The organism is Streptomyces sp. NPDC094147 (genome assembly GCF_044764265.1).
GTDB lineage: Bacteria > Actinomycetota > Actinomycetes > Streptomycetales > Streptomycetaceae > Streptomyces.
On record NZ_JBIWHT010000001.1, the window covers coordinates 964,413 to 988,571 of the forward strand.

21 protein-coding genes and 1 pseudogene are annotated in these 24,159 nt (G+C 72.9%); 8 read left to right on the forward strand and 14 right to left on the reverse strand.

The features are described from left to right. Positions 1–101 precede the first annotated feature (101 nt). Both ACIQ8J_RS04355 and ACIQ8J_RS04360 read right to left on the reverse strand, forming a co-directional pair. Positions 102–920 (reverse strand): MFS transporter, encoded by an 819-nt coding sequence (locus tag ACIQ8J_RS04355; protein ID WP_403264625.1) that lies wholly within the window; start codon positions 918–920, stop codon positions 102–104. 81 nt (positions 921–1,001) lie between these two features. After that, the gene (locus ACIQ8J_RS04360; protein WP_403264628.1) at positions 1,002–1,499 is read right to left on the reverse strand and encodes a DUF1203 domain-containing protein; all 498 of its coding nucleotides are present in this window, start codon (positions 1,497–1,499) and stop codon (positions 1,002–1,004) included. Positions 1,500–1,631: 132 nt separating this feature from the next. Here ACIQ8J_RS04360 and pepN point away from each other — a divergent pair, with 132 nt between their 5' ends. Further along, positions 1,632–4,223, forward strand: coding sequence for an aminopeptidase N (gene pepN / locus ACIQ8J_RS04365; protein WP_403264631.1), 2,592 nt, complete (start codon positions 1,632–1,634; stop codon positions 4,221–4,223). Between the two features lie 129 nt (positions 4,224–4,352). Here the strand turns inward: pepN and ACIQ8J_RS04370 are convergent, their stop codons facing one another. The 3 genes and pseudogenes from ACIQ8J_RS04370 to ACIQ8J_RS04380 form a co-directional block, all read right to left on the reverse strand. Next, entirely contained in the window at positions 4,353–4,658 is a 306-nt protein-coding gene (locus ACIQ8J_RS04370; protein WP_403264634.1) for a hypothetical protein, read from the reverse strand. Positions 4,659–5,074: 416 nt separating this feature from the next. Beyond that, complete coding sequence (locus ACIQ8J_RS04375; RefSeq protein WP_403264636.1) at positions 5,075–5,659, reverse strand: HD family hydrolase; 585 nt, start codon at positions 5,657–5,659, stop codon at positions 5,075–5,077. 13 nt (positions 5,660–5,672) lie between these two features. Continuing rightward, positions 5,673–6,152: pseudogene (locus ACIQ8J_RS04380) on the reverse strand (transcriptional regulator); the annotation flags it as partial. Positions 6,153–6,265: 113 nt separating this feature from the next. Between ACIQ8J_RS04380 and ACIQ8J_RS04385 the strand changes: the two are divergent. Next, positions 6,266–7,066, forward strand: a complete 801-nt coding sequence (locus ACIQ8J_RS04385; protein ID WP_403264639.1) for a Scr1 family TA system antitoxin-like transcriptional regulator — start codon at positions 6,266–6,268, stop codon at positions 7,064–7,066. Then, complete coding sequence (locus tag ACIQ8J_RS04390) at positions 7,056–7,271, forward strand: DUF397 domain-containing protein (RefSeq protein ID WP_403264642.1); 216 nt, start codon at positions 7,056–7,058, stop codon at positions 7,269–7,271. Before ACIQ8J_RS04385 ends, ACIQ8J_RS04390 begins: the two co-directional genes overlap by 11 nt. Before the next feature lie 73 nt (positions 7,272–7,344). Here ACIQ8J_RS04390 and alc read toward each other — a convergent pair whose 3' ends face one another. Then, the gene (gene alc, locus ACIQ8J_RS04395; protein WP_403264645.1) at positions 7,345–8,487 is read right to left on the reverse strand and encodes an allantoicase; all 1,143 of its coding nucleotides are present in this window, start codon (positions 8,485–8,487) and stop codon (positions 7,345–7,347) included. Positions 8,488–8,627: 140 nt separating this feature from the next. Here alc and ACIQ8J_RS04400 point away from each other — a divergent pair, with 140 nt between their 5' ends. Continuing rightward, the gene (locus ACIQ8J_RS04400; RefSeq protein ID WP_403264648.1) at positions 8,628–9,548 is read left to right on the forward strand and encodes an aldo/keto reductase; all 921 of its coding nucleotides are present in this window, start codon (positions 8,628–8,630) and stop codon (positions 9,546–9,548) included. Here the strand turns inward: ACIQ8J_RS04400 and ACIQ8J_RS04405 are convergent. Genes ACIQ8J_RS04405 through ACIQ8J_RS04420 form a run of 4 tightly spaced genes read right to left on the reverse strand, consistent with a single transcriptional unit; the run spans position 9,545 to position 13,749 of the window. Further along, positions 9,545–10,456: a LysR family transcriptional regulator gene (locus ACIQ8J_RS04405; protein WP_403264650.1), complete on the reverse strand. Its 912-nt coding sequence runs from the start codon at positions 10,454–10,456 to the stop codon at positions 9,545–9,547. The genes ACIQ8J_RS04400 and ACIQ8J_RS04405 overlap by 4 nt on opposite strands. A gap of 34 nt (positions 10,457–10,490) precedes the next feature. Continuing rightward, the gene (locus ACIQ8J_RS04410; protein ID WP_403264652.1) at positions 10,491–11,414 is read right to left on the reverse strand and encodes a DMT family transporter; all 924 of its coding nucleotides are present in this window, start codon (positions 11,412–11,414) and stop codon (positions 10,491–10,493) included. A 39-nt stretch (positions 11,415–11,453) separates the two neighbouring features. Then, entirely contained in the window at positions 11,454–12,401 is a 948-nt protein-coding gene (locus ACIQ8J_RS04415; protein ID WP_403264654.1) for an EamA family transporter, read from the reverse strand. Between the two features lie 58 nt (positions 12,402–12,459). After that, positions 12,460–13,749 carry an MFS transporter gene (locus ACIQ8J_RS04420; RefSeq protein WP_403264657.1) on the reverse strand — a complete coding sequence of 430 codons (1,290 nt, stop codon included), beginning with the start codon at positions 13,747–13,749 and terminating at the stop codon, positions 12,460–12,462. A gap of 141 nt (positions 13,750–13,890) precedes the next feature. On the opposite strand from ACIQ8J_RS04420, the gene ACIQ8J_RS04425 reads away from it, so the two are divergent. Further along, entirely contained in the window at positions 13,891–14,439 is a 549-nt protein-coding gene (locus ACIQ8J_RS04425; RefSeq protein WP_403264660.1) for a MarR family winged helix-turn-helix transcriptional regulator, read from the forward strand. 472 nt (positions 14,440–14,911) lie between these two features. Here ACIQ8J_RS04425 and ACIQ8J_RS04430 read toward each other — a convergent pair whose 3' ends face one another. From ACIQ8J_RS04430 to ACIQ8J_RS04440, 3 genes are all read right to left on the reverse strand, one after another. Next, complete coding sequence (locus ACIQ8J_RS04430) at positions 14,912–15,154, reverse strand: hypothetical protein (RefSeq protein ID WP_399047846.1); 243 nt, start codon at positions 15,152–15,154, stop codon at positions 14,912–14,914. Between the two features lie 67 nt (positions 15,155–15,221). Further along, entirely contained in the window at positions 15,222–17,243 is a 2,022-nt protein-coding gene (gene malQ, locus ACIQ8J_RS04435) for a 4-alpha-glucanotransferase (protein WP_403264664.1), read from the reverse strand. A gap of 4 nt (positions 17,244–17,247) precedes the next feature. Next, positions 17,248–17,391, reverse strand: coding sequence for a hypothetical protein (locus ACIQ8J_RS04440; RefSeq protein WP_399047849.1), 144 nt, complete (start codon positions 17,389–17,391; stop codon positions 17,248–17,250). A gap of 198 nt (positions 17,392–17,589) precedes the next feature. Here ACIQ8J_RS04440 and ACIQ8J_RS04445 point away from each other — a divergent pair, with 198 nt between their 5' ends. Then, a complete protein-coding gene (locus tag ACIQ8J_RS04445; RefSeq protein ID WP_403264667.1) occupies positions 17,590–20,499 on the forward strand; it encodes a beta-N-acetylglucosaminidase domain-containing protein in 2,910 nt (969 codons plus the stop codon). Between the two features lie 7 nt (positions 20,500–20,506). Here the strand turns inward: ACIQ8J_RS04445 and ACIQ8J_RS04450 are convergent, their stop codons facing one another. Continuing rightward, complete coding sequence (locus ACIQ8J_RS04450) at positions 20,507–21,043, reverse strand: HNH endonuclease (protein ID WP_053727372.1); 537 nt, start codon at positions 21,041–21,043, stop codon at positions 20,507–20,509. Positions 21,044–21,294: 251 nt separating this feature from the next. Between ACIQ8J_RS04450 and ACIQ8J_RS04455 the strand changes: the two genes are divergently transcribed. Both ACIQ8J_RS04455 and ACIQ8J_RS04460 read left to right on the forward strand, forming a co-directional pair. Beyond that, entirely contained in the window at positions 21,295–22,368 is a 1,074-nt protein-coding gene (locus tag ACIQ8J_RS04455; protein WP_403264669.1) for a mechanosensitive ion channel family protein, read from the forward strand. Positions 22,369–22,923: 555 nt separating this feature from the next. Further along, entirely contained in the window at positions 22,924–24,126 is a 1,203-nt protein-coding gene (locus ACIQ8J_RS04460; RefSeq protein WP_403264672.1) for an ROK family protein, read from the forward strand. Positions 24,127–24,159: the final 33 nt, after the last annotated feature.

The window sequence follows — 24,159 nt, forward strand, 5'->3', positions numbered from 1 at the left end:
TCGGCCGCGGGCCGTGCGTGGCTGGTCGCGCGGTTCCCCGCGCCCCTTTGGGGCTCGGCCTGCCCGGCTGAGGGGGCGGGTGCCAAGGGCATCCGCCCCCTTCACTTCTCCGGCAGACCGGCGTGCGCCGCCACCGCGAGGGCCAGCGTCGCGAGCGCTCCGCCGAGCCAGAGCACGCCCGGTTCGCCCGCCCGGTCCACGACCAGGCCGCCGGCCGCCGCGCCCAGCGCGATCGCCGCGTTGAACACCCCGGAGAACAGGGCCGTCACCACCTCCCCGGCTTGCCGCGGCGAAGTGGCCGGGCGCACCGCGGCCTCGGCGGGCAGCGGCGGCAGGAGCGCGGCCAGCAGTCCCGCGACCACGACGGCGACCAGGCCGACGAAGCCGAACCCCCAGCGCCGGCCCGCGAGTTCACCGGTGAGCGCACCGGCCGGGACGCCGATCACGGAGGCCACCGCGATCCCGCTGAAGATCACCGCGGTGGCCCGTCCGACGGCCGCCTCCGGCACCAGCCGGTGTCCGAGGCCCACCGCGATCGCCCAGACCCCGCCGATGCACACCCCCACGACCAGGCGGGCCGCGAGCAGCACGGCGAAGGCGGGGGCGAGCGCGGACACCAGATCGGCGAGGGCGAGCAGCAGCACCAGGGCGACGAGCAGGGAGCGCCGGTCGGTGCGGCCGGCCAGGGCGGGCAGCAGGGGCGCGGTGACGGCGGCGACGAGTCCCGGCAGGGTGACGGTCAGCCCGGCGGTCCCCTCTGAGACGTGGAGGGCGGCGGCGACCGGGCTGAGCAGCCCGACAGGCAGCATCTCGGTGGTCACGACGCTGAAGGTGGTCGCGGCGACGACGAGCACGGCGGCCCGGCCGCGCGCGGGGCCCAACGCCCCTGCGGGGGCGGGCTGTTCGGTGGTGGCGTCCATGCCCCCACCCTTCGGTGCGCCGGGCCGGGGAACAACGGCGAAGCCCTCGTCCCGGCGGACGCCGGGGTGCCGGAGTCGGCCCTAGGGCCTGCGCACCTCGAAGAGGAAGCAGCCGTACTCGACGGCCCGCAGGTGCGCCAGCACCACTTCCGGGTCGGCGAAGGCCTCGTCGAGAGCGGCGTCGAGGGCGGCAGTCGCGGCATCGGGGATCGTAAGGAGGCGCCCGCCGACGATGTGCCCGTCGGCGTCGTAGCGGCGCAGGGCGCGCAGCGCGCCCGGCCGCGCGGCGGGATAGCGGTCCGCGCCGGCCGGGGCGCCACACTCCTCGGCGTGGATGAAGACGGGACCCTGCTCGTCGTACGCACCGGGCCTGGCCCAGGTCTCGGCGGCCCAGCGGCGCAGCGGGGCGTACGAGACGAGGGCGACCCGCTCCCCCGCCGCCATGGGCTTCAGACAGCAGCGCAGGAGGTCGCCCGCCTCGGTGGCGGTGTACGGGACGCAGGGCTGCCCGGCGTCGTCGGTGTCGCGGAGCTGCTGGACGGCGGCGGGGTCGACGGGGCGTGCGGTGTAGTACGTCATGGCACCAGCGTGGGCGTGGACGGCCCTGTTCACCGGCGGAAAACGGACATCGCGCTGCGCGCACCCTGCGTGCAAGGATGGCCGGAACGTCACGATCTGATGGAACTGAAAGCATCTGAAGGAGATGACCGGGTGCCTGGCACGAATCTGACCCGTGAAGAGGCGCAGCGGCGGGCCGCCCTGCTCACTGTCGACTCGTACGCGATCGAGCTCGACCTGAGCGGCGCGCAGGAGGGAGGCACGTTCAGGTCCGTCACCACCGTGCGCTTCGATTCCGCCGAGGCCGGGGCGGAGACCTTCATCGACCTGGTCGCACCGACCGTGCACGAGGTCGTCCTGAACGGCACCGCGCTGGACGCGGCCGCCGTGTTCGCCGACTCGCGGATCGCCCTGACCGGGCTCGAAGCGGGCCCGAACGAGCTCAAGGTGGTCGCGGACTGCGCGTACACCAACACCGGTGAGGGCCTGCACCGCTTCGTGGACCCGGTGGACCAACAGGCCTACCTCTACACGCAGTTCGAGGTGCCGGACGCGCGCCGGGTGTTCGCCTCGTTCGAGCAGCCGGACCTGAAGGCGACCTTCCGGTTCACCGTGAAGGCGCCGAGCGGCTGGACGGTGATCTCCAACTCGCCGTCCCCGGAGCCCAAGGACGACCTCTGGGCCTTCGAGCCGACGCCGCGCATCTCCTCGTACATCACCGCGCTGATCGTGGGCCCGTACCACTCGGTGCACAGCAGCTACGAGAAGGACGGGCAGAGCGTCCCGCTCGGCATCTACTGCCGCCCCTCGCTCGCCGAGTTCCTCGACTCGGACGCGATCTTCGACGTGACCCGGCAGGGCTTCGACTGGTTCCAGGAGAAGTTCGACTACGCCTACCCGTTCGCCAAGTACGACCAGCTCTTCGTGCCGGAGTTCAACGCGGGCGCGATGGAGAACGCGGGCGCGGTCACCATCCGCGACCAGTACGTCTTCCGCTCCAAGGTGACGGACGCGGCGTACGAGGTGCGCGCCGAGACCATCCTGCACGAACTCGCCCACATGTGGTTCGGCGACCTCGTGACGATGGAGTGGTGGAACGACCTCTGGCTGAACGAGTCGTTCGCGACGTACACCTCGATCGCCTGCCAGGCGTACGCCGACGGCTCGAAGTGGCCGCACTCGTGGACCACCTTCGCCAACTCGATGAAGACGTGGGCCTACCGGCAGGACCAGCTTCCCTCCACGCACCCGATCATGGCGGACATCCGCGACCTGGACGACGTCCTCGTCAACTTCGACGGCATCACGTACGCCAAGGGCGCGTCGGTGCTGAAGCAGCTGGTCGCCTACGTCGGCATGGACGAGTTCTTCCAGGGCGTGCAGGCCTACTTCAAGGCGCACGCGTACGGCAACACGCGCCTGTCCGACCTGCTGGGCGCGCTGGAGAAGACGTCTGGCCGCGACCTGAAGACGTGGTCGACGGCGTGGCTGGAGACGGCGGGCATCAACGTGCTGCGCCCCGAGCTCTCCGTGGACGACGCCGGGACCATCACGTCCTTCACCGTCCTCCAGGAGGCCCCGGCGCTGCCGGCCGGCGCCAAGGGCGAGCCCACCCTGCGCCCGCACCGCATCGCGATCGGCTTCTACGACCTGGTCGAGACGGGCAAGCTGGTCCGCACGAACCGGATCGAGCTGGACGTGGACGGCGCCCGTACCGAGGTCCCGCTCCCGCAGGGCACCAAGCGCCCGGCGGTCGTCCTGCTCAACGACGACGACCTCTCCTACGCGAAGGTCCGCCTGGACGAGGAGTCGCTGCGGGTCGTCACCGAGCACCTGGGCGACTTCACCGAGTCCCTGCCGCGCGCCCTGTGCTGGGCCTCGGCCTGGGACATGACCCGCGACGGCGAACTGGCCACGCGCGACTACCTGGCGCTCGTGCTGTCCGGCATCGCCAAGGAGTCGGACATCGGCGTCGTCCAGTCCCTGCACCGCCAGGTGAAGCTGGCGATCGACCTGTACGCGGCGCCCGAGTGGCGGGACGCGGGCCTGACCCAGTGGACGGACGCGACGCTGGCGCACCTGCGCACCGCCGCGCCGGGCAGCGACCACCAGCTGGCCTGGGCCCGCGCCTTCGCGGCGACTGCCCGCACCCCGCAGCAACTCGACCTGCTCCAGGGCCTGTTGACGGGTGCGGAGGTCATCGAGGGCCTCGCCGTGGACACCGAGCTGCGCTGGACGTTCGTGGAGCGCCTCGCGGCGACCGGGGTGCTCGACGAGGCGGAGATCGCGGCGGAGCTGGAGCGGGACCGGACGGCGGCGGGCGAGCGCCACGCGGCGACCGCGCGGGCGGCGCGTCCGACGCCGGAGGCGAAGGCGGAGGCGTGGGCGTCCGTGGTGGAGGGCACTGCCTCTGATGCGAACGAGGGCCTCCCCAACGCGGTCCAGGAAGCGGTGATCGCCGGCTTCGTCCAGTCGGATCAGCGCGAGCTGCTGGCCCCGTACTCCCCGAAGTTCTTCGCGGCGGTCAAGGGCGTGTGGGAGTCCCGCTCGCACGAGATCGCCCAGCAGATCGCGGTGGGCCTGTACCCGGCGCTGCTGGTCTCGCAGGACACCCTGGACGCCACGGACACCTGGCTCTCCACGGCCGAGCCGAACGCGGCCCTGCGCCGCCTGATCTCGGAGTCCCGCGCGGGCGTGGACCGCGCGCTGCGAGCACGGGCGGCGGACGCGGCGTCGGCGGCGTAACGGTTTGAGCGGGGCGCGGCCTTCCGGGGCCGCGCCCCGCGCACCCGCTTCGGACACCCTTGCGCGGCACCCTGCTTGAGCGGGAGTCACCGCATGACCGAGTCTGCGGTGGCCGCGTTGAGGGGGCTCCTACGGCAGGCCGACCAGGCCCCAGCCGCGGCGGGCGGCTTCGGTGACCACGTCGCCCCACTCACGCAGGATCGTGGTGAACTCTTCGAAGCTGTCCGGGCGTCCGGCCCAGCCCTCGCACTCGGCGACGAAGGGCCCGCGCAGTTCCTCCAGGCGCCCGGCCGCCTGCTCCCAGGCACGGGCCTTGCCGGGTACCGCCTGCGGTGGGCAGACGAGGAGCAGACGAGGGTACCGGCGGTCGGTGGCGAGCGGGAAGAAGCCCCCGCCTCCGGTCAGCGCGGGATCCTTGGCCGGATCCGCGCACACAGATCAGGTCGTTCAAGAAGCAGTCCATCGCCTCGCGCAGGGGGGCGGCGACAAGCACCCGCATGTCGCCCCAGCCGTCGCCTGCGCGGAAATGCGGCTTGCACGAGCCGCTGGTGCAGAAGAAGCGGTACTCGGCGCACCACGCCGGACCCCGGTCCGGGGGCCACACCCAGCCCTCGGCCAAACCGAGCGCGCTGCAGTCGTCGTAGTCGAGACCCGTCGGCCAGATCGCCTCATCCAGTGCCCGGATGCGGTCCTCGACGGGAATCTCGCGCAACCGCCCCCAATCGGCCATACACAGGGTCAGGTCCATTCCCATGGCAGCAGCATAGGCAGGGGCGCGACGGCCGCCGAGGCTCACCTCATGGACGATGGGGATTGGTGCCACCCTTCCGGAGACGTCGGCAGGCGCACTGTCAGCCTTGCTTCTCGCCGAGGGCTGCGTGCAGCCAGTCCAGGCTGCCCTGGGCGAGAAGTTCGTCGGCGAGGCGCATGGCTGTCTCGGTGACGAGGCGTCCGCGGCTGTTGTCGATCCAGCGCTGCGCGTTGTCGTAGCCCTGTGCTTTGTACTCGATGCCTTGCAGCAGGCACTCGAGTTTGTCGGCGTCCCGGGCGCAGAGCGCTTCGGGCGATTCTTTGGCCTCGTACTCGTCCACGAGGTCGCGCACGGCCAAGGCCAGCACATCGGGCATTCCTGTTGTCTGGTCGGCGGTTACGGCGCGGGCATCGGAGGCGCCGGAGGAGTACTTCTTGCCGAGGTGGTTCACATCGCCGGTGCGGGTCTCCTGGGTGTCGTGCCAGACGGCCAGGAGTGCGGCGCGCGCGGGGTCGGCGCCTTCAAGTCTCGCGATGACGGTCGCCATGAGGGCAGTGCGCCAGGAGTGCTCGGCGACGCTTTCCGGGTCGCGTACTCCCGCCATCCACCAGCCGGTGCGGCGGGCATGCTTGAGCGTGCCCGCTTCATACAGGAAGTGCGCTACTGCGGACAGGTCGTCTGCCACGGTCCGTCCCCTCTCACGCCTCGGCGAGGCGGATCGCATACCGGATGCCTTCCAGTTCCCGGCGCGCGGGCGCCGACAACTCCTGGCTATCCAACAGCACTGGCAGGCGCTTTCGTAGCGCGTGGCCTGTCGGGGTGGGGGAGCGCAGGAGATGGGGGCGGATGGTGAGGAGCGCCCAGTAGTTGAGGTTCGCTGCCTCGCCCGCGTCACTGTTGAGAGTGGTGGCGATGAAGTGGCTCATTCGGTCACGGTCGCCCTGCCGGGCGGCGACGGTGGCCACGGACCGGGCGTTGAGCCAGCCGGATAGCCAGTCGTCGGGGCGTTCGGTGCGTTGCTGGTGGGCGAGCCATGAAGGAGCGTCGGCCCGGTCGTCGTAGCCGCAGAGGTAGAGCGCTTGGCGGCGGAGCAGAAAAAGCTCCGGGTTGCGGGCCTGCTCGGCGGTGCGGCGCATCTGGTCGAAGAAGCGGCGTCGTTCACCAGCGGGTAGGTCAGGCTCGTCATCGGAGGCTTCCCCCGAACACCCTTGCCCGCCACCCCGGGGAAATGAACGCCTCAACCAAGGGGTAGCGACCGCCAAACGGGCATGTCGCACAAGGGAGTTGAGCCATGGCAATGGCCTACGGAGAGTGGCTGAAGGAACAGCGGGAACTGGCCGGTCTCACTCAGCAGCAACTGGCCGACATGGCCCTCATGAGCCGCACGCATATCGCCCACATCGAGGCGGGCCGCCGATGGCCGTCCGAGGACGACGCGAGACGGCTGGACCTGGCGTTGAACACGGGGAATGTGCTGGTGAGTTTTTTGCCGGACAAGAACGCGCGCCCGGTCGCCAATCATTTCGAGACGGCCAAGCGGTTCGAGCAACAAGCCTCGGTGATCCGCGAGTTCGCGCTCTCTTACGTGCCGGGCATTCTCCAGACGGAGGCGTACGCCCGTGCCGTCCTGAGCGTCAGATACCCTCCGTTGAGCCCCGAAGAGCGCGACAAGGCTGTCGCCACACGTCTGGAGCGCTCCCGCATCCTCACCGATCCGGTGACGCCCGTCGTATGGGCGCTCTTGGACGAGAACGTCCTGCGCCACCCCGTCGGCGGCTCAACCGTCATGGCGGAACAGCTCGTTCATCTCACAGAGCTGGCCGACGCCGGACGCATCCGCGTTCACGTGCTGCCGTTCAGCACGGGCGCACACCCGCTGCTGCTCAGCATGGTGACGCTCATGTGGTTCGAGGACCAGCCCCCTATCGCCTACGTGGAGGGGCTGCACACTGGAACTGTGCACGACTCCCCGGCGCTGGTCGAACGTTTCCAGGGCACATACGATCTTGCGCTGAGCGACGCGTTGCCACTGAAGGAATCACTTGCCCTGCTAAGGGCGACAGCGAAGGGCTACGGACACGATGACGATTGAGCACATCATCCCCAGGGCTTCCACGCTGACGGGTTGGCGGAAGTCGAGCTACAGCGGTTCGGACGAGGGCAGCTGCGTAGAGATAGCGGATGGCCACAGCGCCGTCCCCATACGGGACTCCAAGAACCCCCACGGCCCCGCCCTGCTCATCCCGGCCGAATCGTTCAGCGCATTCATCGACGCGCTCAAGGGCCCCGCTCTCTGAGGAAATGAGAACCGCCCGGCGGACGGGCGTCGAGGCGCAGCCGTTCGCCGGGCGGAAACCCGTGGGGGCCCGGTCAGGCGGTCAACTCCGTGTAGCGGCGGCGGAGTTCGGCGGCACCCCGCTCGGTGAGGGCGCCGTGCAGGCGCATGCGGGCGACCCCGCCGTCGGGGAAGGCGTCCAGGCGGACATGGGTGGCGACGGCGTGCGCCGGGAGGCGGAAGCGGTGCAGGGTGTCGGGCTGCAGGCGCGTGCGCGGGATGATCTCGAACCACTCCCCCGTCCGGCCGTTGCGCCCGCTCAGCGCGATCCACCCCGCCGAGTTCCCCTTCAGGTACGCCGTGTCGATCTCGACGGCGCGGATGGCGCCCTGGGCGACCAGGCGGAACCGTACCCAGTCGTTGGTGTCGCGGACCCGGCGGCGGCGGTTCTCCCAGCCGTCGTCCATCTTCCGGGACGTGCCGGGCAGGATGATCTGCGTGGGCGAGGAGTAGAACTTGTCGGACGCGTCCTCGTACGCACCGCCGTTGACGGCCGCCACGAGGTCGATCGTGCCCAGCGTGTCCAGCCACTCCGGATCGGGGACGACCTCGCCGTGCACGCGCAGGCGGGCCACGCCGCCGTCGGGGTGCTGGCAGAGCCGGACGTGGGTGTAACGGCGCCCCGCGGTGATGTCAAAACCGTTTTCGGCGTGGCCGCGTACGGGCGTCGGCGGGACGATCTCGTCCCACTTCACGTCGTCGGCGAGCAGCCGCTCGGGGCCGGGCGAGCCCTCGACCGAGGTGGCCTGCACCGACACCCGCTGCGGGTAGTTGCCCCGGAAGTGGGCGGTGTCGACCACGATCCCCTTGATCACGCCGGGCGCGCCGAGGCGTACCAGGGCCCAGTCGTGGTCCTCGGGCGCGGGGAAGGGGTGGCCGGCGTCGCCGCCGCGACGGCGGCGGGTCTCCCAGCCGTCCATGATCTTGCCCTTGTGCCCGAAGTGCTCCGGGTCGAAGACGGCCCGCTCGCGGACGAGGAGGTTCTCGCGCTCGGCGAAGAACTCGTCGTTGGCGGCGATGACTCCGGCCCCGAGCCGGCGGTCGGCGAGGTCGACCAGCTCGGTGAAGGCGAAGTCACCCGAGCGGTAGTCGGCGTACGGGTCGCCACCGCCGTAGGGGGCGGCGTCGTTGGCGTGCGGGTCCTCTGCGGCTGCGCTGTTCGCGGTGGCGGAAGTCATGACACGACTCTCGCCCGCCCCGACAGCTCACGTCCATCGACAGTTTCCGCACAGTCCGTTCCGTATTACTGAATGGTCATGCTCGCGGCAGGTTGTTGCCAGCTCGCGTCGCTCCGGGCGCCGGCTGCGAGACTCCCGGCATGACCTCACAGACGATCACCGCGGCTGCCGCGGGCACCTGGAAGCTCGGCGACCTGACCGTCAACCGGATCGGCTTCGGCGCGATGCGCCTTCCGCAGCGGGGCGCGGCGCTGCGTGCCGATGCCCTGCCGAGCGACCGGGATCGGTCAATCGCCGTACTGCGCCGGGCAGTTGAGCTCGGCGTGAACCACATCGACACCGCCGCGTTCTACTTCTCGCCGCTGCGTTCCGCCAACGAGCTGATCAACAGCGCGCTCGCGCCCTACCCGGACGACCTCGTGATCACCACCAAGGTCGGGCCCGCGCGGGGCCCCGACGGCGAGTGGGCGGCCCACGCCCGGACCCCGGAGGCACTGCGCGGGCAGGTCGAGGAGAACCTGCGCCAGCTCGGCCGCGACCACCTCGACGTGGTGAACCTGCGCATCGTCGGCACCGATTCCATCGCCGAGCGCTTCGGCGCGCTGGCCGAGCTGCGCACGGCCGGACTCATCCGCCACCTGGGCATCTCCAACGTCGGCCCCGGCCACCTCGCCGAGGCCCTGGCCATCGCGCCCGTCGTCTGCGTACAGAACCCGTACGGGATCGGCGCGCCCGCGGAGCAGGAGGAGATGCTGCGGCTGTGCGGCGAGCGGGGGATCGCGTTCGTGCCGTTCTACGCGATCGCGGGGGCCGGGCGCGAGACGGGCGCGAGCGGCGCCGACAGCGAGGAGGTGCTGGCCGTCGCGCGGGCCCACTCGGTGAGTGCGGCGCAGGTCCGGCTGGCGTGGACGCTGCACCGCGGCCCGCACGTGCTGGCCATCCCCGGCACCGGCGACCCGGACCACCTCGTCGACAACGTGGCGGCGGGCGCCCTGCGCCTCACCGACGAGGAGCTGACGCGTCTCGACGCCCTCCACGTCGAGGGGGCCATCCGTCCCTAACCGGCGGGCCGTACGTTCGCGACCTCGCGCAACGCGGCGAGGACCCGGGCCACCGCCGGGCCCTCCTCCGCCCCGCGCCGCACCGCGGCCACCACGTGGCGCCGGGGCTGGTCCGCGCTGAGTATCCGCATGACGACCCCCGCGCGGCGGTCCGCCGCCGCCATCCGGGGCACCAGGGCGACGCCCATCCCGGCCTCCACCATGGCCAGGATCGCGGTCCACCCGGCGGCGCTGTGCGCCTGCTCCGGTACGAAGCCCGCCGCCTCGCAGGCCGCCGTGGTGATCTGGGACCAGGGGCCGCTGCCGCCGAAGATCCACGGCTCGTGCGCGAGGTCGGCGAGCCTCAGGCCCGGTTCGGCGGCGAGCGGGTGACCCGCGGGCAGGGCCACGTCGAGCGGGTCGGTGAGCAGCGGTACGAGCGCGAACTTGGGGTCCCGGGCGCTCGGCGCGTGCGCGGCGAGCGACAGGGCGAGGTCGACCGCCCCGGCCGAGAGCAGTTCGTACGCCTCGGCCGCCTCCGCCTCCCGCACCCGTACCTCCAGAGCGGGATGGCTGCGGCGCAGCTGCTGTACGGCGGGTACGACGAGGGCGGGCACGGCGGTCGAGAACGCCCCGATCCGCACCTCGCCCGCCTCGCCCTTGAGGTAGCCCGCCAACTCGGCGTCGGCGCGCTCCAGTTGGGCGAAGACGGCCTCGGCGTGGCGGAGTACGAGGTGGGCGGCGTCAGTGAGGCGCACCCGCCGGCCGTGCGCTTCGAGCAGTGGCACGCCGAGCTGTTTGGCGAGGTTGGACAGCTGCTGCGAGACCGCCGAGGGCGTCATGAGCAGCACCTCGGCGGTCGCGGTCACGGTGCCCTGCTCGCGCAGGGTCCGCAGGATGTGCAGCTTCTTGATGTCCCACTCGCTCATGGGACGCAACATACCGGCGCCCCCGGAGGGCGGCTCACCTGCGTGATCCGAGGACGACGCCGCCGAGGATCAGCGCCATGCACACCAGCTGCACCGGGCCGGTCGCCTCGCCGAGCAGGACGAAGGAGAGCAGCGCCACACAGACCGGCTGGAGGTAGTAGACGACTCCGGCGCGGGCGGCGCCGATCAGGGCGATCGCCTTGTTCCAGGCGAAGAAGGCGACGGCGGAGGACAGCACGCCGACGTAGAGGAGGGGGCCGACGGTCGCGGGCGTCGCCGCGAAGCCGCCCTGGACCGCGAGGCTCACTCCGTACGCGGGAGCCAGCATGAGCGCGCCGAGCGCGAACGTGGTGAACAGGAAGGCGAGCCCGCCGAGTTCGGCGGGCCGACGCCGCAGCAGCACGCTGTACGAGGCGAAACTGACGGCGGCCACGACCATCCAGAGGTCGCCGGGGGCGAGGGCGAGATCGAGCGAGCCCTTGCTGACCAGGAGCAGCACTCCGGCGCAGGCGATGAGGAGTCCGACGGTGCGCCGCGCGCCGAGCCGGCCGCCGGTGAGGCGTTCGTGGACGGCCATCAGGACGGGCGAGGCGGCCATGATCATGCCCATGTTGCCGGCCGTGGTGGAGGTTCCGGCCTGGTTGACGAGGGTGTTGTAGACGGTGATGCCGAGCAGCGAGGCGACCGCGAGGAAGCCCAAGTGGCGCCGGATCAGGGCGCGTTGGCGCCAGGTCTCGCGGGCGGCGAAGGGGGCCGTGGCGACGATGGCGATGAGCCAGCGCCAGAAGGCGGCCTGGACGGGCGGCACCGAGTCGTGCAGGGCCCGGGAGGCGACGAAGCTCCCGGACCAGACGACCGTCGCGACGGCCGCGAGGACGAGCCCGAGCCCGGAGGCCTGCCCCGCCCTCGTTGCGGCGGTGGCGCGCGGTGTGCTGCGGACTCGGTCCAGGACGGTCACGGTGACTCCGTTTCGGGGCGGCGGGGCTGGGATGCGCCCTTACCGTCGCACCGCCGAACCAGTCACGTCCATCGAAAGTTTACGGTCACTATCTTCAGCAGAACTGAACGATTTGGCGCCCTCCGCCGGCCTCCTCGGGGCGATCTGTCCGGCCAGCGTCGCGCCGAAGGCGACGGTCATGCCGAGGAGCTGGACGGGGACCAGCGTCTGCCCGAGCGCCGCCCAGCCGATGACGGCGGCGGTGAGCGGCGAGAGCGGGCCGAGGAAGGTGACGGACGTCGCGGTCATCCGGCCGATGCCGCGGAACCAGAGCCAGTACGCGACGGCCGTGTTCACCAGGGCGAGGTAGGCGTACCCGGCGAGGTTGCGCCCGTCCAGCGCGGGCGGCGCCCCTTCGACGAAGAAGGCGACCGGCGCGATGAGGAGCCCGCCCGCGGTGAGCTGCCAGCCGGTCAGGGCCAGCGGCCCGACCCCCTCGGGCCTCCCCCACCGCTTGGTGAACACCGTCCCCGCGGACATCGAGGCGGAGGAGCCCAGAGCCGCGATCACTCCGACCGCGTCGAAGGCCCCCGCCGCCTTCAGCACGACCAGGCTGACACCGAGCGCGGCGGCGATGCCGGTGAGCAGGGTCCGCAGGGTGGGCCTCTCGCCGAGGAAGACGGCGGCGAGCCCCGCCACCCAGAGCGGCCCGACCGACCCGATGACCGCGGCCATGCCGCCGGGCAGCCGGTAGGCGGAGAGGAAGAGCAGCGGGAAGAACGCCCCGATGTTGAGCGCACCGAGCACCACCGACTTCCACCACCAGTCCCCGCCGGGCAGCCGCCTGGTCAACGCGACCAGCGCGAGCCCGGCGGGCAGCGCCCGCATCATGCCGGTGAACAACGGCCGGTCGGCGGGCAGGAGTTGAGTGGTGACGAAGTAGGTGGAGCCCCAGGAGACGGGGGCGAGCGCGGTGAGGGTGACGGTGGTGAGGTGGTTGCGGTTCATGGGTCGACCTCCTGTGGATACCCATGTCACGGCGGGAAGGGGCGGGGTGGGGAAGGAATCAGCGAGCAGCCACCAGCACCGCCCCCGCAACCGCCCTCCCCCGCGGAGCCACCCGCACCGCACCCCCCGGCAGCACCCGCTCCAGCCGCACCACCACCCCCGCCGCCACCAGCGACGTACCGACCAGCACCGCCCACGGCAGCCGCCCGTCGACCGCGATCAGCGCGGTGAAGAACGAGGGCGCGACGGCCGCCGCGAGCGACCAGGACAGCTGGTACGCCGCGAGGTAGCGCCCCCGCAGCGCCTCGGGAGCGGCGGCCACCGACAGCGCCCCGGCGGAGGGGCTGTGGACGAGTTCGCCCAGCGTGTACAGCGCCACGATGACCAGCAGCGCGCCGCCGAGGACGAGCCCCGAGCCGGGCCGGACCGTACCGAGCACGACCTGTGCGGCGAAGGCGGTGGCGAAGAGGAGTGAGCCGAGGGCGGCGGAGCGGGTGCGCCGGGCGCCGCGGGCCCGTACCCGGGCGGCGATCACGACGCCGCCCGCCGCGCACATCACGGTGTTGAGCGTGAACGCGGTGCCGGTGATGGCCTGGGGGCCGTGCAGCCAGGTGGAGATGTAGAGCGGGAAGAGGACGGAGAGGGCCGAATAGCCCAGCGCGTTCAGGAAGTTGACGCCGGTGAGGGCGAGGAAGGGGCGGTCGGCGAAGACCTGCCGGTAGCCGGCGGACGGCCGGGCCGCGCCTTCGACGGGTGCCTGGCGCTCGGCCCGCACGCCCCGCATCAAGAGGGCCGCGAACGCGAAGCTGGCCGCGTTCAGCCAGGCCGCCGCGGTGAACCCGGCGTCCCCCGCGAAGCCGACGATCAGCGAGGCGATGAGCGCGCCCGCGCCGAGCCCGCCGTTGCGCAGGGCCCGCGAGGAGGCCTGGAGCCGGTCCCGGTCGGCGCCCCGGGCGACCTCGCCGATCAGCGACTGCTGTACGGCGGGGAAGGCCCGGTCGCCGAAGGCGGTGGCCAGCGCCACGGCGGCGAAGGCGGGCAGCGAGTGGGCGAAGGGGTACAGGAGGAAGCCCGTGCCCCGCACCCCGTACAGGAAGAGCTGCACGCGGTGCGCGCCGTACCGGTCGACGGCGCTCCCGGCGAGCGGCAGCGCACCGAGCCCGAGCAGCCCCACGACGGTGAGCACCAGCCCGACGGTGGCGAAGGGCAGCCCGGTGACGTGCCGGAAGAACACGAGGCTGAACGGTACGTACATCCCGGAGCCGGTCGCGTCGACCGCCATCGCGACGAGCATCCGGCGTTCGCCGGCCATGCGCGGGGTGCGGGTACGGCGGCGGAACGTACGCATGGGAGCTCCGGGGGATAACGGGGGGCGAGGCGGCGGGCGGCCGGGCCAGGAAGTTGCTTGACGGAAAGTAGCTTACTTGCAAGCTACTTTCCGTCAAGCAACTTTCTTGCGCGCGACCGAAACGCCTCGGATACTGGCCCCATGACTTCTGCAAGGTCTTCTGCAAGGACTTCCGCGAAGCCCGAGACGCCGTCCGGGACCACGCCCACGGACGCCGTGGACGGGATCACCGCACAGTGGGCGGTGGTCCGCCCGGACCTGGAGACGGTCCCGATGGCGGTGTACGGGCGGATCTACCGGATCGCGCGCGCGATGGGCGACCGGATGGACAGGGAGTACGCGAAGTTCGGCATCGGGCGCGGGGAGTTCGACGTCATCGCGACGCTGCGGCGCTCGGGTGATCCGTACACGCTGTCACCGCGCCAGCTGTCGGCGACGCTGATGCTCACGACGGGCGGCATGACCGGCCGCCTGGACAAGCTGGAGAAGGCGGGCCTGCTGACCCGCAGCCCGGACCCGAACGACCGCCGGGGCCTGCGGGTGAGCCTCACGGAGAAGGGTCTGAAGCTGGTGGACGAGTCGGTGACGGCGGGGCTGGCCGCCCAGACGGAGGTTCTGACGTCCGCCCTGGACGAGGACGAGGCCGCCCAACTGTCGGCGCTGCTGCGGAAGTTGCTGGCGGCGCACTGAGGGGGCAGGGGCGGTTGATTCCCCCACCCCGCCCCTTCCCGAGACCCTCCGGGGGTGGGAGCGCGGCTGCACGCCGGTGGCTGGGAGTGGGGAGGGGCTGGATACGCAGTCGGTTGGCCGCGGGCGGTGCGTGAGCTGGTCGCGCCCACGCGGCGGAGCCGCACGGTGTCACAGCCCCGCGCCCCTGATGGGGTCCGGTGTCGGATGCCGGCCGTGCTCGCGCCCACGCGGCGGAGCCGCAAGATGTCACAGCCTCGCGCCCCTGGCAGGGTGCGGTGCGGGCATATCCAGCCTGTCCGGCGATTGAGGACGAGCGCCCTCAAGGCGCGAACGGGGTCTGGGGCGGAGCCCCAGGAACGCCCACCGGGCCCCGCCGGGTGAAGCGCCCGTACCCGCCCGGCCGGTCGGCCCTCACAGGGGGGCAGAACGGGCGGGCGGGTGGGAAAACCAAGCTTCCTGAAGCGGGAGCTCCCTACGCCTTCTCGGCCGGGGCCTTCCGGGACTTGTCCAGCACCATCACCAGGCCGGCGATCACCGCGAACAGCGCGATGGGCGTGACCACGAACAGACCGATCGTCTGGATCACACTCAGGCCGGGCCCCGGGTCGTCACCGTCATCGCGCGTGAGCGCAAGCGCGGGGGACGACATGAGCAGCATCATCAGCGTCGTACCGGCTGCTACGGCTCCGGCGCGCAGGGCGTTCTTCTTGTCCACGGTGCAAACGTAGCGAACCCCGTAGCGGGCCGCGCGCCCGGGGTGCCGTACGGGGATCCGCGCCCGGTCACGCACCCTGCCCCGCCCCCGGATCCGTACGCGGGAAGACCCGCATCAACGCGTGCAGCCGGGGCGAGGCGAGGATCTCCTCCAGGGCGAGCGGCTGCCCGTCGGGCCCGGCCACCGGCAGGCGCCAGTTGGGGTACTGGTCCCAGGTGCCCGGCAGGTTCTGCGGTCTGCGGTCACCGACCGCGTCGGGCAGCCAGACGCCGACCATCCGGGCCGGGGTGCGCAGCAGGAACCGGTAGACGGCACGGATCTCGGCCTCCTCGTCGCCGGGGGCGTCGGGCAGCAGCCCGAGCCGTTCGAGGTGGCCGAGCCACTCCGCCACCTCGGCGCGGGCGGCGTTGCGCTCCTGTTCGAGGGGGCTGGTGAGCAGGCCGAGGCGGTGGCGGAGCTCGACGTGTTCGCCGGTGAGGCGGGCCGCGGTGGACGGCAGGTCGTGGGTGGTGGCGGTGGCGACGCAGCCTGGCCGCCAGTCCTCGGGGGCCAGCGGCCGTCCGGTGCCGTCCCAGTCGCGTTCGAACCAGAGCACCGAGGTGCCGAACACGCCCCGCTCGGCGAGGGCCTCGCGTACCCCCGGCTCGACCGTGCCGAGGTCCTCCCCTATGACGACGGCGTCCGCGCGGTGCGCCTCCAGGGCGAGGACGGCGAGCATGGCCTCCGCGTCGTAGTGGACGTACGTCCCGTTCGTGGGCGGCTGTCCCTCGGGCACCCACCACAGCCGGAACAGGCCCATCACATGGTCGATGCGCAGCGCGCCCGCATGGCGCAGCAGTCCGCGCAGCAGTCCGCGGTAGGGGGCGTAACCGGAGGCGGCCAGCACGTCGGGGCGCCACGGCGGCAGGCCCCAGTCCTGGCCGCGCGCGTTGAAGGCGTCCGGCGGCGCCCCGATCGACATGCCGGGCGCGAAGGCGTCCTGCTGCGCCCAGGCGTCGGAGCCCTCGGGATGCACCCCGACCGCGAGATCGTGTACGAGGCCGACGGGCATGCCCGCCTCGCGGGCGGCGCGCTGGGCCGCGGCGAGCTGGGTGTCGGTGAGCCAGGCGAGCCAGGAGTGGAAGTCGACGCGGTCGATGAGTTCGCGGCGGGCCCGCGCGGTCTCGGCGGACCTCGGGTCGCGCAGCCCCCGGGGCCAGCCGCGCCAGTGCGGGCCGTACCGCTCGGCCAGCGCGCACCAGGTGGCGTGGTCCTCCAGGGCCTGGCCCTGCCCGGCGAGGAAGTCGCAGTAGGCGGCCCGGCGGCCGGGCCCGAGCGGCACCCGGTGCAGGATGCCGAGGGCCTCCCGCTTGGCCTCCCACACGGCGTCCCGGTCGATCAACTCCCCTTTGGTGAGCACCGATTGGCGCAGCGTCGAGGCGCGTACGGCCAGGCCGTCGAGGCGGTCGCGGTCGGTGGCGTACGCGTACTCGGGGATGTCCTCGATCCGCAGGTGGACGGGGTCGGGGAAGCGGCGCGAGGAGGGCCGGTAGGGGGACGGGTCGGTCGGGGTGCCGACGACGGCCGCGTGCAGCGGGTTGACCTGCACGAATCCGGAGCCGAGCGTGCGGCCCGACCAGCCGGCGAGCTCCGCGAGGTCGCCGAGGTCGCCCATGCCCCAGGAGCGTGCGGACAGCAGCGAGTAGAGCTGGACGAGGAAGCCGTGGAGGCGGCCCCGCGGCTGCGGCACGCCGTCCGGCGCGACGACGAGCGTCGCGGATGCGGTGCGCCCGTCCCGGTGGCGTACCTCCAACTGGTGGATTCCGAGCGGGAGTTGCTCGACCGGTGTGCCGATGACGGTCAGCCCGTCGGGCAGTTCGGGCACCGGGCCCCGGCCCCAGCGCACCAGCGTCGCGGGCAGCAGCCGGTCCGCCTCGGCCGCTTCGGCGGCGGCCAGGGCCCGGCGCACCTCGTCCGGGGTCGAGGCGTCGACGCCGAGCGCGGCAAGCACGGCGGTCACCGTGGCGTCGGGCACGTCGACGGTGACGCCCGCCGACGGGGAGTACGAGGTGGCCACGCCGTGGTGGGCGGCGAGCCGGGCCAGGGTCATCGCGTCAGAACCCCGCGGCCGCGGCCACCGGGGTCGGCTCGCTGGTCAGCGGGGCCGCTTCGGCCATCGGGGGTTCGCTGATCAGCGGCTCGGCGTCGGCCATGGGGGGCTCACTGGTCAGCGGCTGCTCGGGGGCGGGGGCGACCACGGGGGCCTCCGGTTTCGGTGGGCGGCAGGGACAGGGATGCCCTACCCAGCGGACGGCCCGCCAGACGTTCCGCCGCGCACAAGCTCCTACCACATCCATCGCGCCAGGCATATCAGACACATCGGCCACTCGCATTGACACCCTCGGCAGCCGGGTGGTGGGCTCGTGGCTCACGCAGTTCCGGGTGAGAGGTGGGCCGTGCAGCTCGGTCGCAGGAAGAGGGCGACGGCCATCGCGGTCGCCGTGATCGGCGGACTGCTCGGTGCGGCACCCGGCGCCCTCGCGGCCCCGGCGGGCCCCGCCGCCACCGCCCCCGATCCGGCCCAGGAAGCGGGGCAGCTGCCCGAGGTGTGGCCGCGGCCGCAGTCGCTGACGCCCGCGGGCCGGCCGGTCTCCTTCGGCGGCGAGGCCGTGCTGCTCGCGGACCCGGGCACCGACCCGTACGCCGTGCAGGGGGCCGAGGACATCCTGAAGGCGGCCGGGGTGCGTACCGTGCACCGCCAACTGCCGGGCAGCGGGCCAGTGTTCAGGATCGGCGGGCCGGGAGCCGACGAAGCCCTGCGGGCGCTGCGGGTGCCCGCGCGGGGCGATCTGCCGGCCGGCGGCTACCGCATCGGCGTCGGCCAGGCCGGCGGGCGGGACACCGTGGCGCTCGACGGGACCGGTGACGACGGCCTGTTCCACGCCGTGCAGACGCTGCGCCAGCTGGTGGGCAGGGACCGGCACGGGGACGGGCGGATCCCGGGCGTGGTGGTGCGCGACTGGCCGGGGACGGCCGTGCGCGGCACCACCGAGGGTTTCTACGGCCAGTCCTGGAGTCTCGAACAGCGCCTGGACCAGCTGGACTTCATGGGCCGCACCAAGCAGAACCGTTACCTGTACGCGGCGGGCGACGACCCGTACCGGCAGGCCCGCTGGCGCGATCCGTACCCCGCCGACCAGCGGGCCGGCTTCCGGGCGCTCGCCGACCGGGCGGCCCGCAACCATGTGACGCTGGCGTGGGCGGTGGCGCCCGGCCAGGAGCTGTGTCTGTCCTCGGGCGCGGACGTGGCGAAGCTGAACCGCAAGTTCGACGCGATGTGGGCGCTCGGGGTGCGCGCCTTCCAGCTGCAGTTCCAGGACGTCTCCTACAGCGAGTGGAACTGCGACGCGGACGCCGAAACGTTCGGCTCGGGCCCGCAGGCCGCGGCCAAGGCGCACGCCCGGGTCGCCAACGCGGTCGCGGCCCACCTCGCCCAGGCCCACCCGGGCGCCGAGCCGCTCTCGCTGATGCCGACCGAGTACTACCAGAGCGGCGCCACCAAGTACCGCGGCGCGCTCGCGGCCGCTCTCGATCCGCGCGTCCAGGTCGCCTGGACCGGTGTGGGCGTCGTGCCGCGCACCATCACCGGCACCGAACTGGCCGACGCGCGGGACGCGTTCGGGCATCCGCTGGTCACCATGGACAACTATCCGGTCAACGACTACGCGCCGGGCCGGATCTTCCTCGGCCCCTACACCGGCCGTGAACCCGCTGTCGCGGCCGGCTCGGCGGCGCTGCTCGCCAACGCGATGGAGCAGCCCTCGGCGTCCCGCATCCCGCTGTTCACGGCCGCCGACTACGCGTGGAACCCGCACGGCTACCAGCCCCAGGAGTCCTGGCGGGCCGCCGTCGACGACCTCGCCGGCGGCGACCCGAAGGTCCGAGAGGCGCTCGCGGCGCTCGCGGGCAACGACTCCTCGTCGGTGCTCGGCAGCCCCGAGTCGGCGTATCTGCGTCCGCTGATGGACGCCTTCTGGTCGTCGCGCACGGGTCCGGACAAGGCGGCGCGCGACCGGGCCGCGAAGGACCTGCGGGCCGCTTTCACCGTGATGCGCGAGGCCCCGCAGCGGCTCGCCGACACACCCGTCAGCGGTGAAGTGCGGCCGTGGACCGACCAGTTGGCCCGCTACGGGCAGGCGGGCGAGCTCGCTGTCGATCTGCTCCAGGCCCAGTCGGCCGGGGACGGCGCGGGTGCCTGGCAGGCCTCGCTCGCCCTGGCGCCGGTGCGCCGGGCGATCGCGGACGCCCCGGTCACCGTCGGCAAGGACGTCCTGGGCGCGTTCCTGGACCGGGTGGCGCGGGAGGGCGACGCGTGGACGGGCGCCGACCGTCCGGCCGGTGATGTCACCGCCTCGCCCGACGCGTACACCGTCCGCCTGGGCCGCACCCGGCCGGTCGAGGCGCTGACCGTGATGGCGCGGCCGGGCACCACCGGCGAGGTGCAGGAGCACATCCCGGGCGAGGGCTGGCGCCCGGTGGCCCCGCTGGCGGCCGCCGGCTGGACCCAGCTCGCCACCGGGGGCGTACGGGCCGACGCGGTGCGGGTGTCCGGCGGCTCGGCCGCGGTGCAGCGCCTGGTGCCCTGGTACGCCGACGATCCGCAGGCCCATCTGGCGCTGGCCCGCGCCGACACGGACGTGGAGATCGGCGGCCCGGCGCGGACCGTGACGGCGTCGGTGGCGGCGATGGGCCCCGAGGACGTGCGGGGCGCGCTGACCGCGAAGCCGCCGCAGGGCATCACGGTGCGCCTGCCCCAGGACACGACGGTGGCCCGGGGCACCAGCGCCGACGTGCCGGTCGAGGTGAGCGTGGCCAAGGGCACCCCGGCGGGCGAGTACCAGGTGCCGCTGTCCTTCGCGGGCCAGCAGACCACCCTGACCGTGCGGGCCCACCCGCGCACCGGCGGCCCCGACCTGATCGCGGGCTCGATGGCGACCTCGTCCGGCGACGCGGACCCCGCCTTCCCGGCCCGCGCGGCGGCCGACGGCGACCCCGCGACCCGCTGGGTCTCCTCCCCCGACGACGGCGCCTGGTGGCAGGCCGAGCTCGCCCGTCCCGCCCGGGTCGGCCTGGTGGTGCTCCAGTGGCAGAGCCCCGCCGGGGCGCGGTATGCGGTGCAGGTGTCGGCCGACGGGCGCAGCTGGCGTACGGCGGCGACCGTAGCCGAGTCCAAGGGCGGCCGCGAGGAGCTTCGGATGGACGAGAAGGACGCCCGCTTCATCCGGGTCCAGGGGATGAAGCGGGCGTCCGGGTCGGGCTATGCGCTGTGGTCGGTGGAGGCGTACGCCGTCGCCGGGGACGGCTGAGCCCGGCTCACGCGGAGATGCCGTCGATGCGGGCCAGGGCGTCGTCGGCGCCGAAGGGCTGGAGGTAGGGCAGCCAGCGCGGGTCGCGGTGGCCGGTGCCGATGATCCGCCAGGCGAGGCCGGTGGGCGGGGCGGGCTGGTGGCGCAGCCGCCAGCCGAGCTCCATGAGGTGGCGGTCCGCCTTGACATGGTTGCAGCGCCGGCAGGCGGCGACGACGTTCTCCCAGGCGTGCTGGCCGCCGCGGCTGCGCGGGATGACGTGGTCGACGCTGGTTGCGACGCCACCGCAGTACATACAGCGGCCGCCGTCCCTCGCGAAGAGGGCACGGCGGGTCAGCGGAACGGGCCCCCGATAGGGGACCCGTACGAATCTCTTGAGCCGCACGACGCTGGGCGCCGCGACGGCACGGGTCGCGCTATGCATGAAGGCGCCGGACTCCTCAAGGCTGACGGCCTTGTTTTCGAGGACGAGGACGAGCGCGCGGCGAAGCGGTACGACGCCGAGGGGCTCGTACGACGCATTGAGGACCAGGACGTGCGGCACGGGTGCCTCCTATTACGCCGGCGGCGCGTGGCTCGCGCCGGGACGATCTGCTCTCCAGTCTCTCCTCATGGCTGGTCGAAGCGCCACCACGTCCAGGTAACGGGCTCGAAGTGTTTTCGACCACACCCCCCTCTTTCCCAGGCTGACGGGCCCTCTCCCCCGAACACGTCAACGGAGCACAGCTCTTGCCCCGTTAGTGTGGTGGGTCTGCCGCCGCCTTCGCCGGCACCGCAACGCTGGAGGTTCCTGCCGTGAACTGGTCCGCCGTCCTGGCCGACGGATCGCCGCCGCCCACACCCGCGACGCTCCAAGACGCCCAGAAGTCGGCCACCGAGGCCGCCGGCTGGGTGGAGCAGAACTGGTCTACGTGGCTGTACGTCGGAGTCCGCATCCTCCTGATCCTCGTCATCGCCTCGGTCCTGCGGGTCCTGGTCCGGCGCGCGCTGACCAAGCTGATAGACCGCATGAACCGCAGCGCCCAGGCCGTGGAGGGCACCGCGCTCGGCGGTCTCCTGGTCAACGCGGAGCGCCGCCGCCAGCGCTCGGAGGCCATCGGCTCGGTGCTGCGCTCGGTGGCGTCCTTCCTCATCCTGGGCACGGCCGCCCTGATGGTCCTCGGCGTCCTGAACATCGACCTGGCCCCGCTGCTCGCCTCGGCGGGTGTGGCGGGCGTGGCGATCGGTTTCGGCGCGCGCAACCTGGTCACCGACTTCCTGTCCGGCGTGTTCATGATCCTGGAGGACCAGTACGGCGTCGGCGACTCGATCGACGCGGGGGTGGCCTCCGGCGAGGTGATCGAGGTCGGGCTGCGGGTGACGAAGCTGCGCGGCGCGGACGGCGAGATCTGGTACGTGCGCAACGGTGAGATAAAGCGCATCGGAAACCTGTCCCAGGGCTGGGCGACGGCCGGGCTCGACGTCCGGGTCCGCGCGAGCGAGGACCTGGAGCGGCTGCGTACGGTGATCGCCGAAGCGACGGAGTCCATGGCGAAGGAAGAGCCGTGGAACGAGCGGCTGTGGGGACCGGTGGAGATCCTCGGTCTGGACGAGGTGCTCCTGGACTCGATGGTGGTCCGCGTCTCCGCGAAGACCATGCCGGGCAAGGCGCTGAGCGTGGAGCGCGAACTGCGCTGGCGGATCAAGGTGGCCCTGGACGCGGCGGGCATCCGCATCGTGGGCGGTCTGCCGGCGGCGGAGGAGCCGCCCGCCGCGGACGCCTCGGCCGCGACGGCCGCACCGTCCGCCCTGGCCAACCCGGTCTCCCCGCAGTCCCTGGCCACGGCCCCGATCCCCGCGCCGCCGCAGAACCTGTCGAAGCCGCAGTAGCCGCGGGCCCGCACCACCCGAAGGGCGCCCCTTCCCGGAACGGCTCGGGAAGGGGCGCCCTTCGTTGCGTGGGCCCATTGCCCTGCGGGGCGGCTCACCCGTACCGGTTGACCTGGACGATGACGACGCGCCCGCCGCGTACGTCGGTCAGGCGGGTGAGCATCACCCGGCCCCGGCTCTCGGTACGCAGCCCAGGTCCCATGCCGGCGGTGCGCGGCGCGTACGATCCCGCCCGCTTCCGGAATTGCGGCGGCCCGCGTCTCGGGGTCCGGGCTGTCGACGGCCCGCTCGGCCGCGTGCAGGCGCCGGGCAGCCTCCGGGTGCCGTTCGATCTCCACGATGACACCCCACCGCTGGTAGAACATCCGGATCGGTTCGGGCGTGCCGCACGGCGGTGAGCCGCTGGCCCGGCACCTCCAGGTAACGCTTTGGTAGCCGCCGGGCCCCAGGCCATTGACGTGCCGCCGACAGGAGCCCTACGTTCCTCCCATCGAATAGGAAACTTTCCTAACAGTGATGTGGGAAGCGGGCACCGAAGGGGGAGGTGGATCCGTCGTGGCCGGTACTACCCCGGGAACCCCGCGCGTACTCCGCGCCATGAACGACCGGGCCGCGCTCGATCTGCTGCTTGAGCACGGGCCGCTCTCGCGGACCCGGATCGGCAAGCTCACCGGCCTGTCCAAGCCGACCGCCTCGCAGCTGCTCGCCCGGCTCGAAGCGGCGGGGCTCGTCGTCGCCACCGGCACGACCGAGGGACGCCCCGGACCCAACGCCCAGCTGTACGCGGTCAACGCGAACGCCGCCCACGTGGCGGGGCTCGATGTGACGCCCGAGCGGATCCGCGCCGCCGTCGCCGATGTGGCGGGCGGTGTCGTCGGGGAGTTCGAGGTGGCGACGCCGGGACGGCGCGCCGATTCCGTGGTGCGGCAGGTGACCGACGCCCTCGACGGCGCGGTGAAGGCCGCCGGGCTCGCGCGGGCCGATGTGCACCGGGTCGTCATCGGCACCCCGGGCGCCTTCGACCCCGGCACCGGCCGGCTGCGCTACGCCTCCCACCTGCCCGGCTGGCACTCGCCCACCCTGCTCGACGAGCTCGCGGCGGCCCTGCCGATGCCCGTCGAGTACGAGAACGACGTGAACCTGGTCGCCATGGCCGAGCAGCGCCTCGGCGCGGCCCGCGGCCACGACGACTTCGTGCTGCTGTGGAACGAGGGCGGGCTCGGCGCCGCCCTGGTCATCGGCGGGCGGCTGCACCGCGGGTTCACCGGCGGCGCCGGCGAGGTCGGCTTCCTGCCGGTGCCGGGCGCCCCCCTCGTACGCCATGTGACGAAGGCGAACTCCGGCGGCTTCCAGGAGCTGGCCGGCGGGCAGGCGCTGCCGCGGCTCGCCCGGGAGCTCGGGGTCGACGCCGTTCCCGGCGGGGCGCCGGGCGAGGCCGCCGCCGCCCTGATCGCCCGCGGCGCCGCGGCCGCCGGGGGCCCCGACCGCCGGCTCCTCGAAGCGTTCGCCACCGGACTCGCGACCGGACTCGCCTCCATGGTCGCCGTGCTCGACCCCGAACTCGTGGTGCTGTCCGGCGGACTGATCTCCGCCGGGGGCGAGCCGCTGCGCGCGCTCGTCCAGAGAGAACTGAGCGAGCTGGCCGCCTCCCGGCCCCGGCTCGTCGTCGGGGAGGTGACCCGACTGCCCGTCCTGCGCGGCGCGTTGGAGGCCGCCCTCGCCGCCACGCGCGACGAAGTCTTCGACACCACAGGCTGAACCACCCGCACCCCACCCCCTCCACCCCCTCGT

What these genes read in the sequence shown, in the direction of transcription:
- ACIQ8J_RS04400 (WP_403264648.1), top strand. Translation starts at nt 8,628, where the DNA reads ATGACCTCACAGACGATCACCGCGGCTGCCGCGGGCACCTGGAAGCTC.
- ACIQ8J_RS04390 (WP_403264642.1), top strand. Translation starts at nt 7,056, where the DNA reads ATGACGATTGAGCACATCATCCCCAGGGCTTCCACGCTGACGGGTTGG.
- ACIQ8J_RS04385 (WP_403264639.1), top strand. Translation starts at nt 6,266, where the DNA reads ATGGCAATGGCCTACGGAGAGTGGCTGAAGGAACAGCGGGAACTGGCC.
- ACIQ8J_RS04425 (WP_403264660.1), top strand. Translation starts at nt 13,891, where the DNA reads ATGACTTCTGCAAGGTCTTCTGCAAGGACTTCCGCGAAGCCCGAGACG.
- alc (WP_403264645.1), bottom strand. Translation starts at nt 8,487, where the DNA reads ATGACTTCCGCCACCGCGAACAGCGCAGCCGCAGAGGACCCGCACGCC.
- malQ (WP_403264664.1), bottom strand. Translation starts at nt 17,243, where the DNA reads ATGACCCTGGCCCGGCTCGCCGCCCACCACGGCGTGGCCACCTCGTAC.
- ACIQ8J_RS04355 (WP_403264625.1), bottom strand. Translation starts at nt 920, where the DNA reads ATGGACGCCACCACCGAACAGCCCGCCCCCGCAGGGGCGTTGGGCCCC.
- ACIQ8J_RS04405 (WP_403264650.1), bottom strand. Translation starts at nt 10,456, where the DNA reads ATGAGCGAGTGGGACATCAAGAAGCTGCACATCCTGCGGACCCTGCGC.
- ACIQ8J_RS04415 (WP_403264654.1), bottom strand. Translation starts at nt 12,401, where the DNA reads ATGAACCGCAACCACCTCACCACCGTCACCCTCACCGCGCTCGCCCCC.
- ACIQ8J_RS04360 (WP_403264628.1), bottom strand. Translation starts at nt 1,499, where the DNA reads ATGACGTACTACACCGCACGCCCCGTCGACCCCGCCGCCGTCCAGCAG.
- ACIQ8J_RS04420 (WP_403264657.1), bottom strand. Translation starts at nt 13,749, where the DNA reads ATGCGTACGTTCCGCCGCCGTACCCGCACCCCGCGCATGGCCGGCGAA.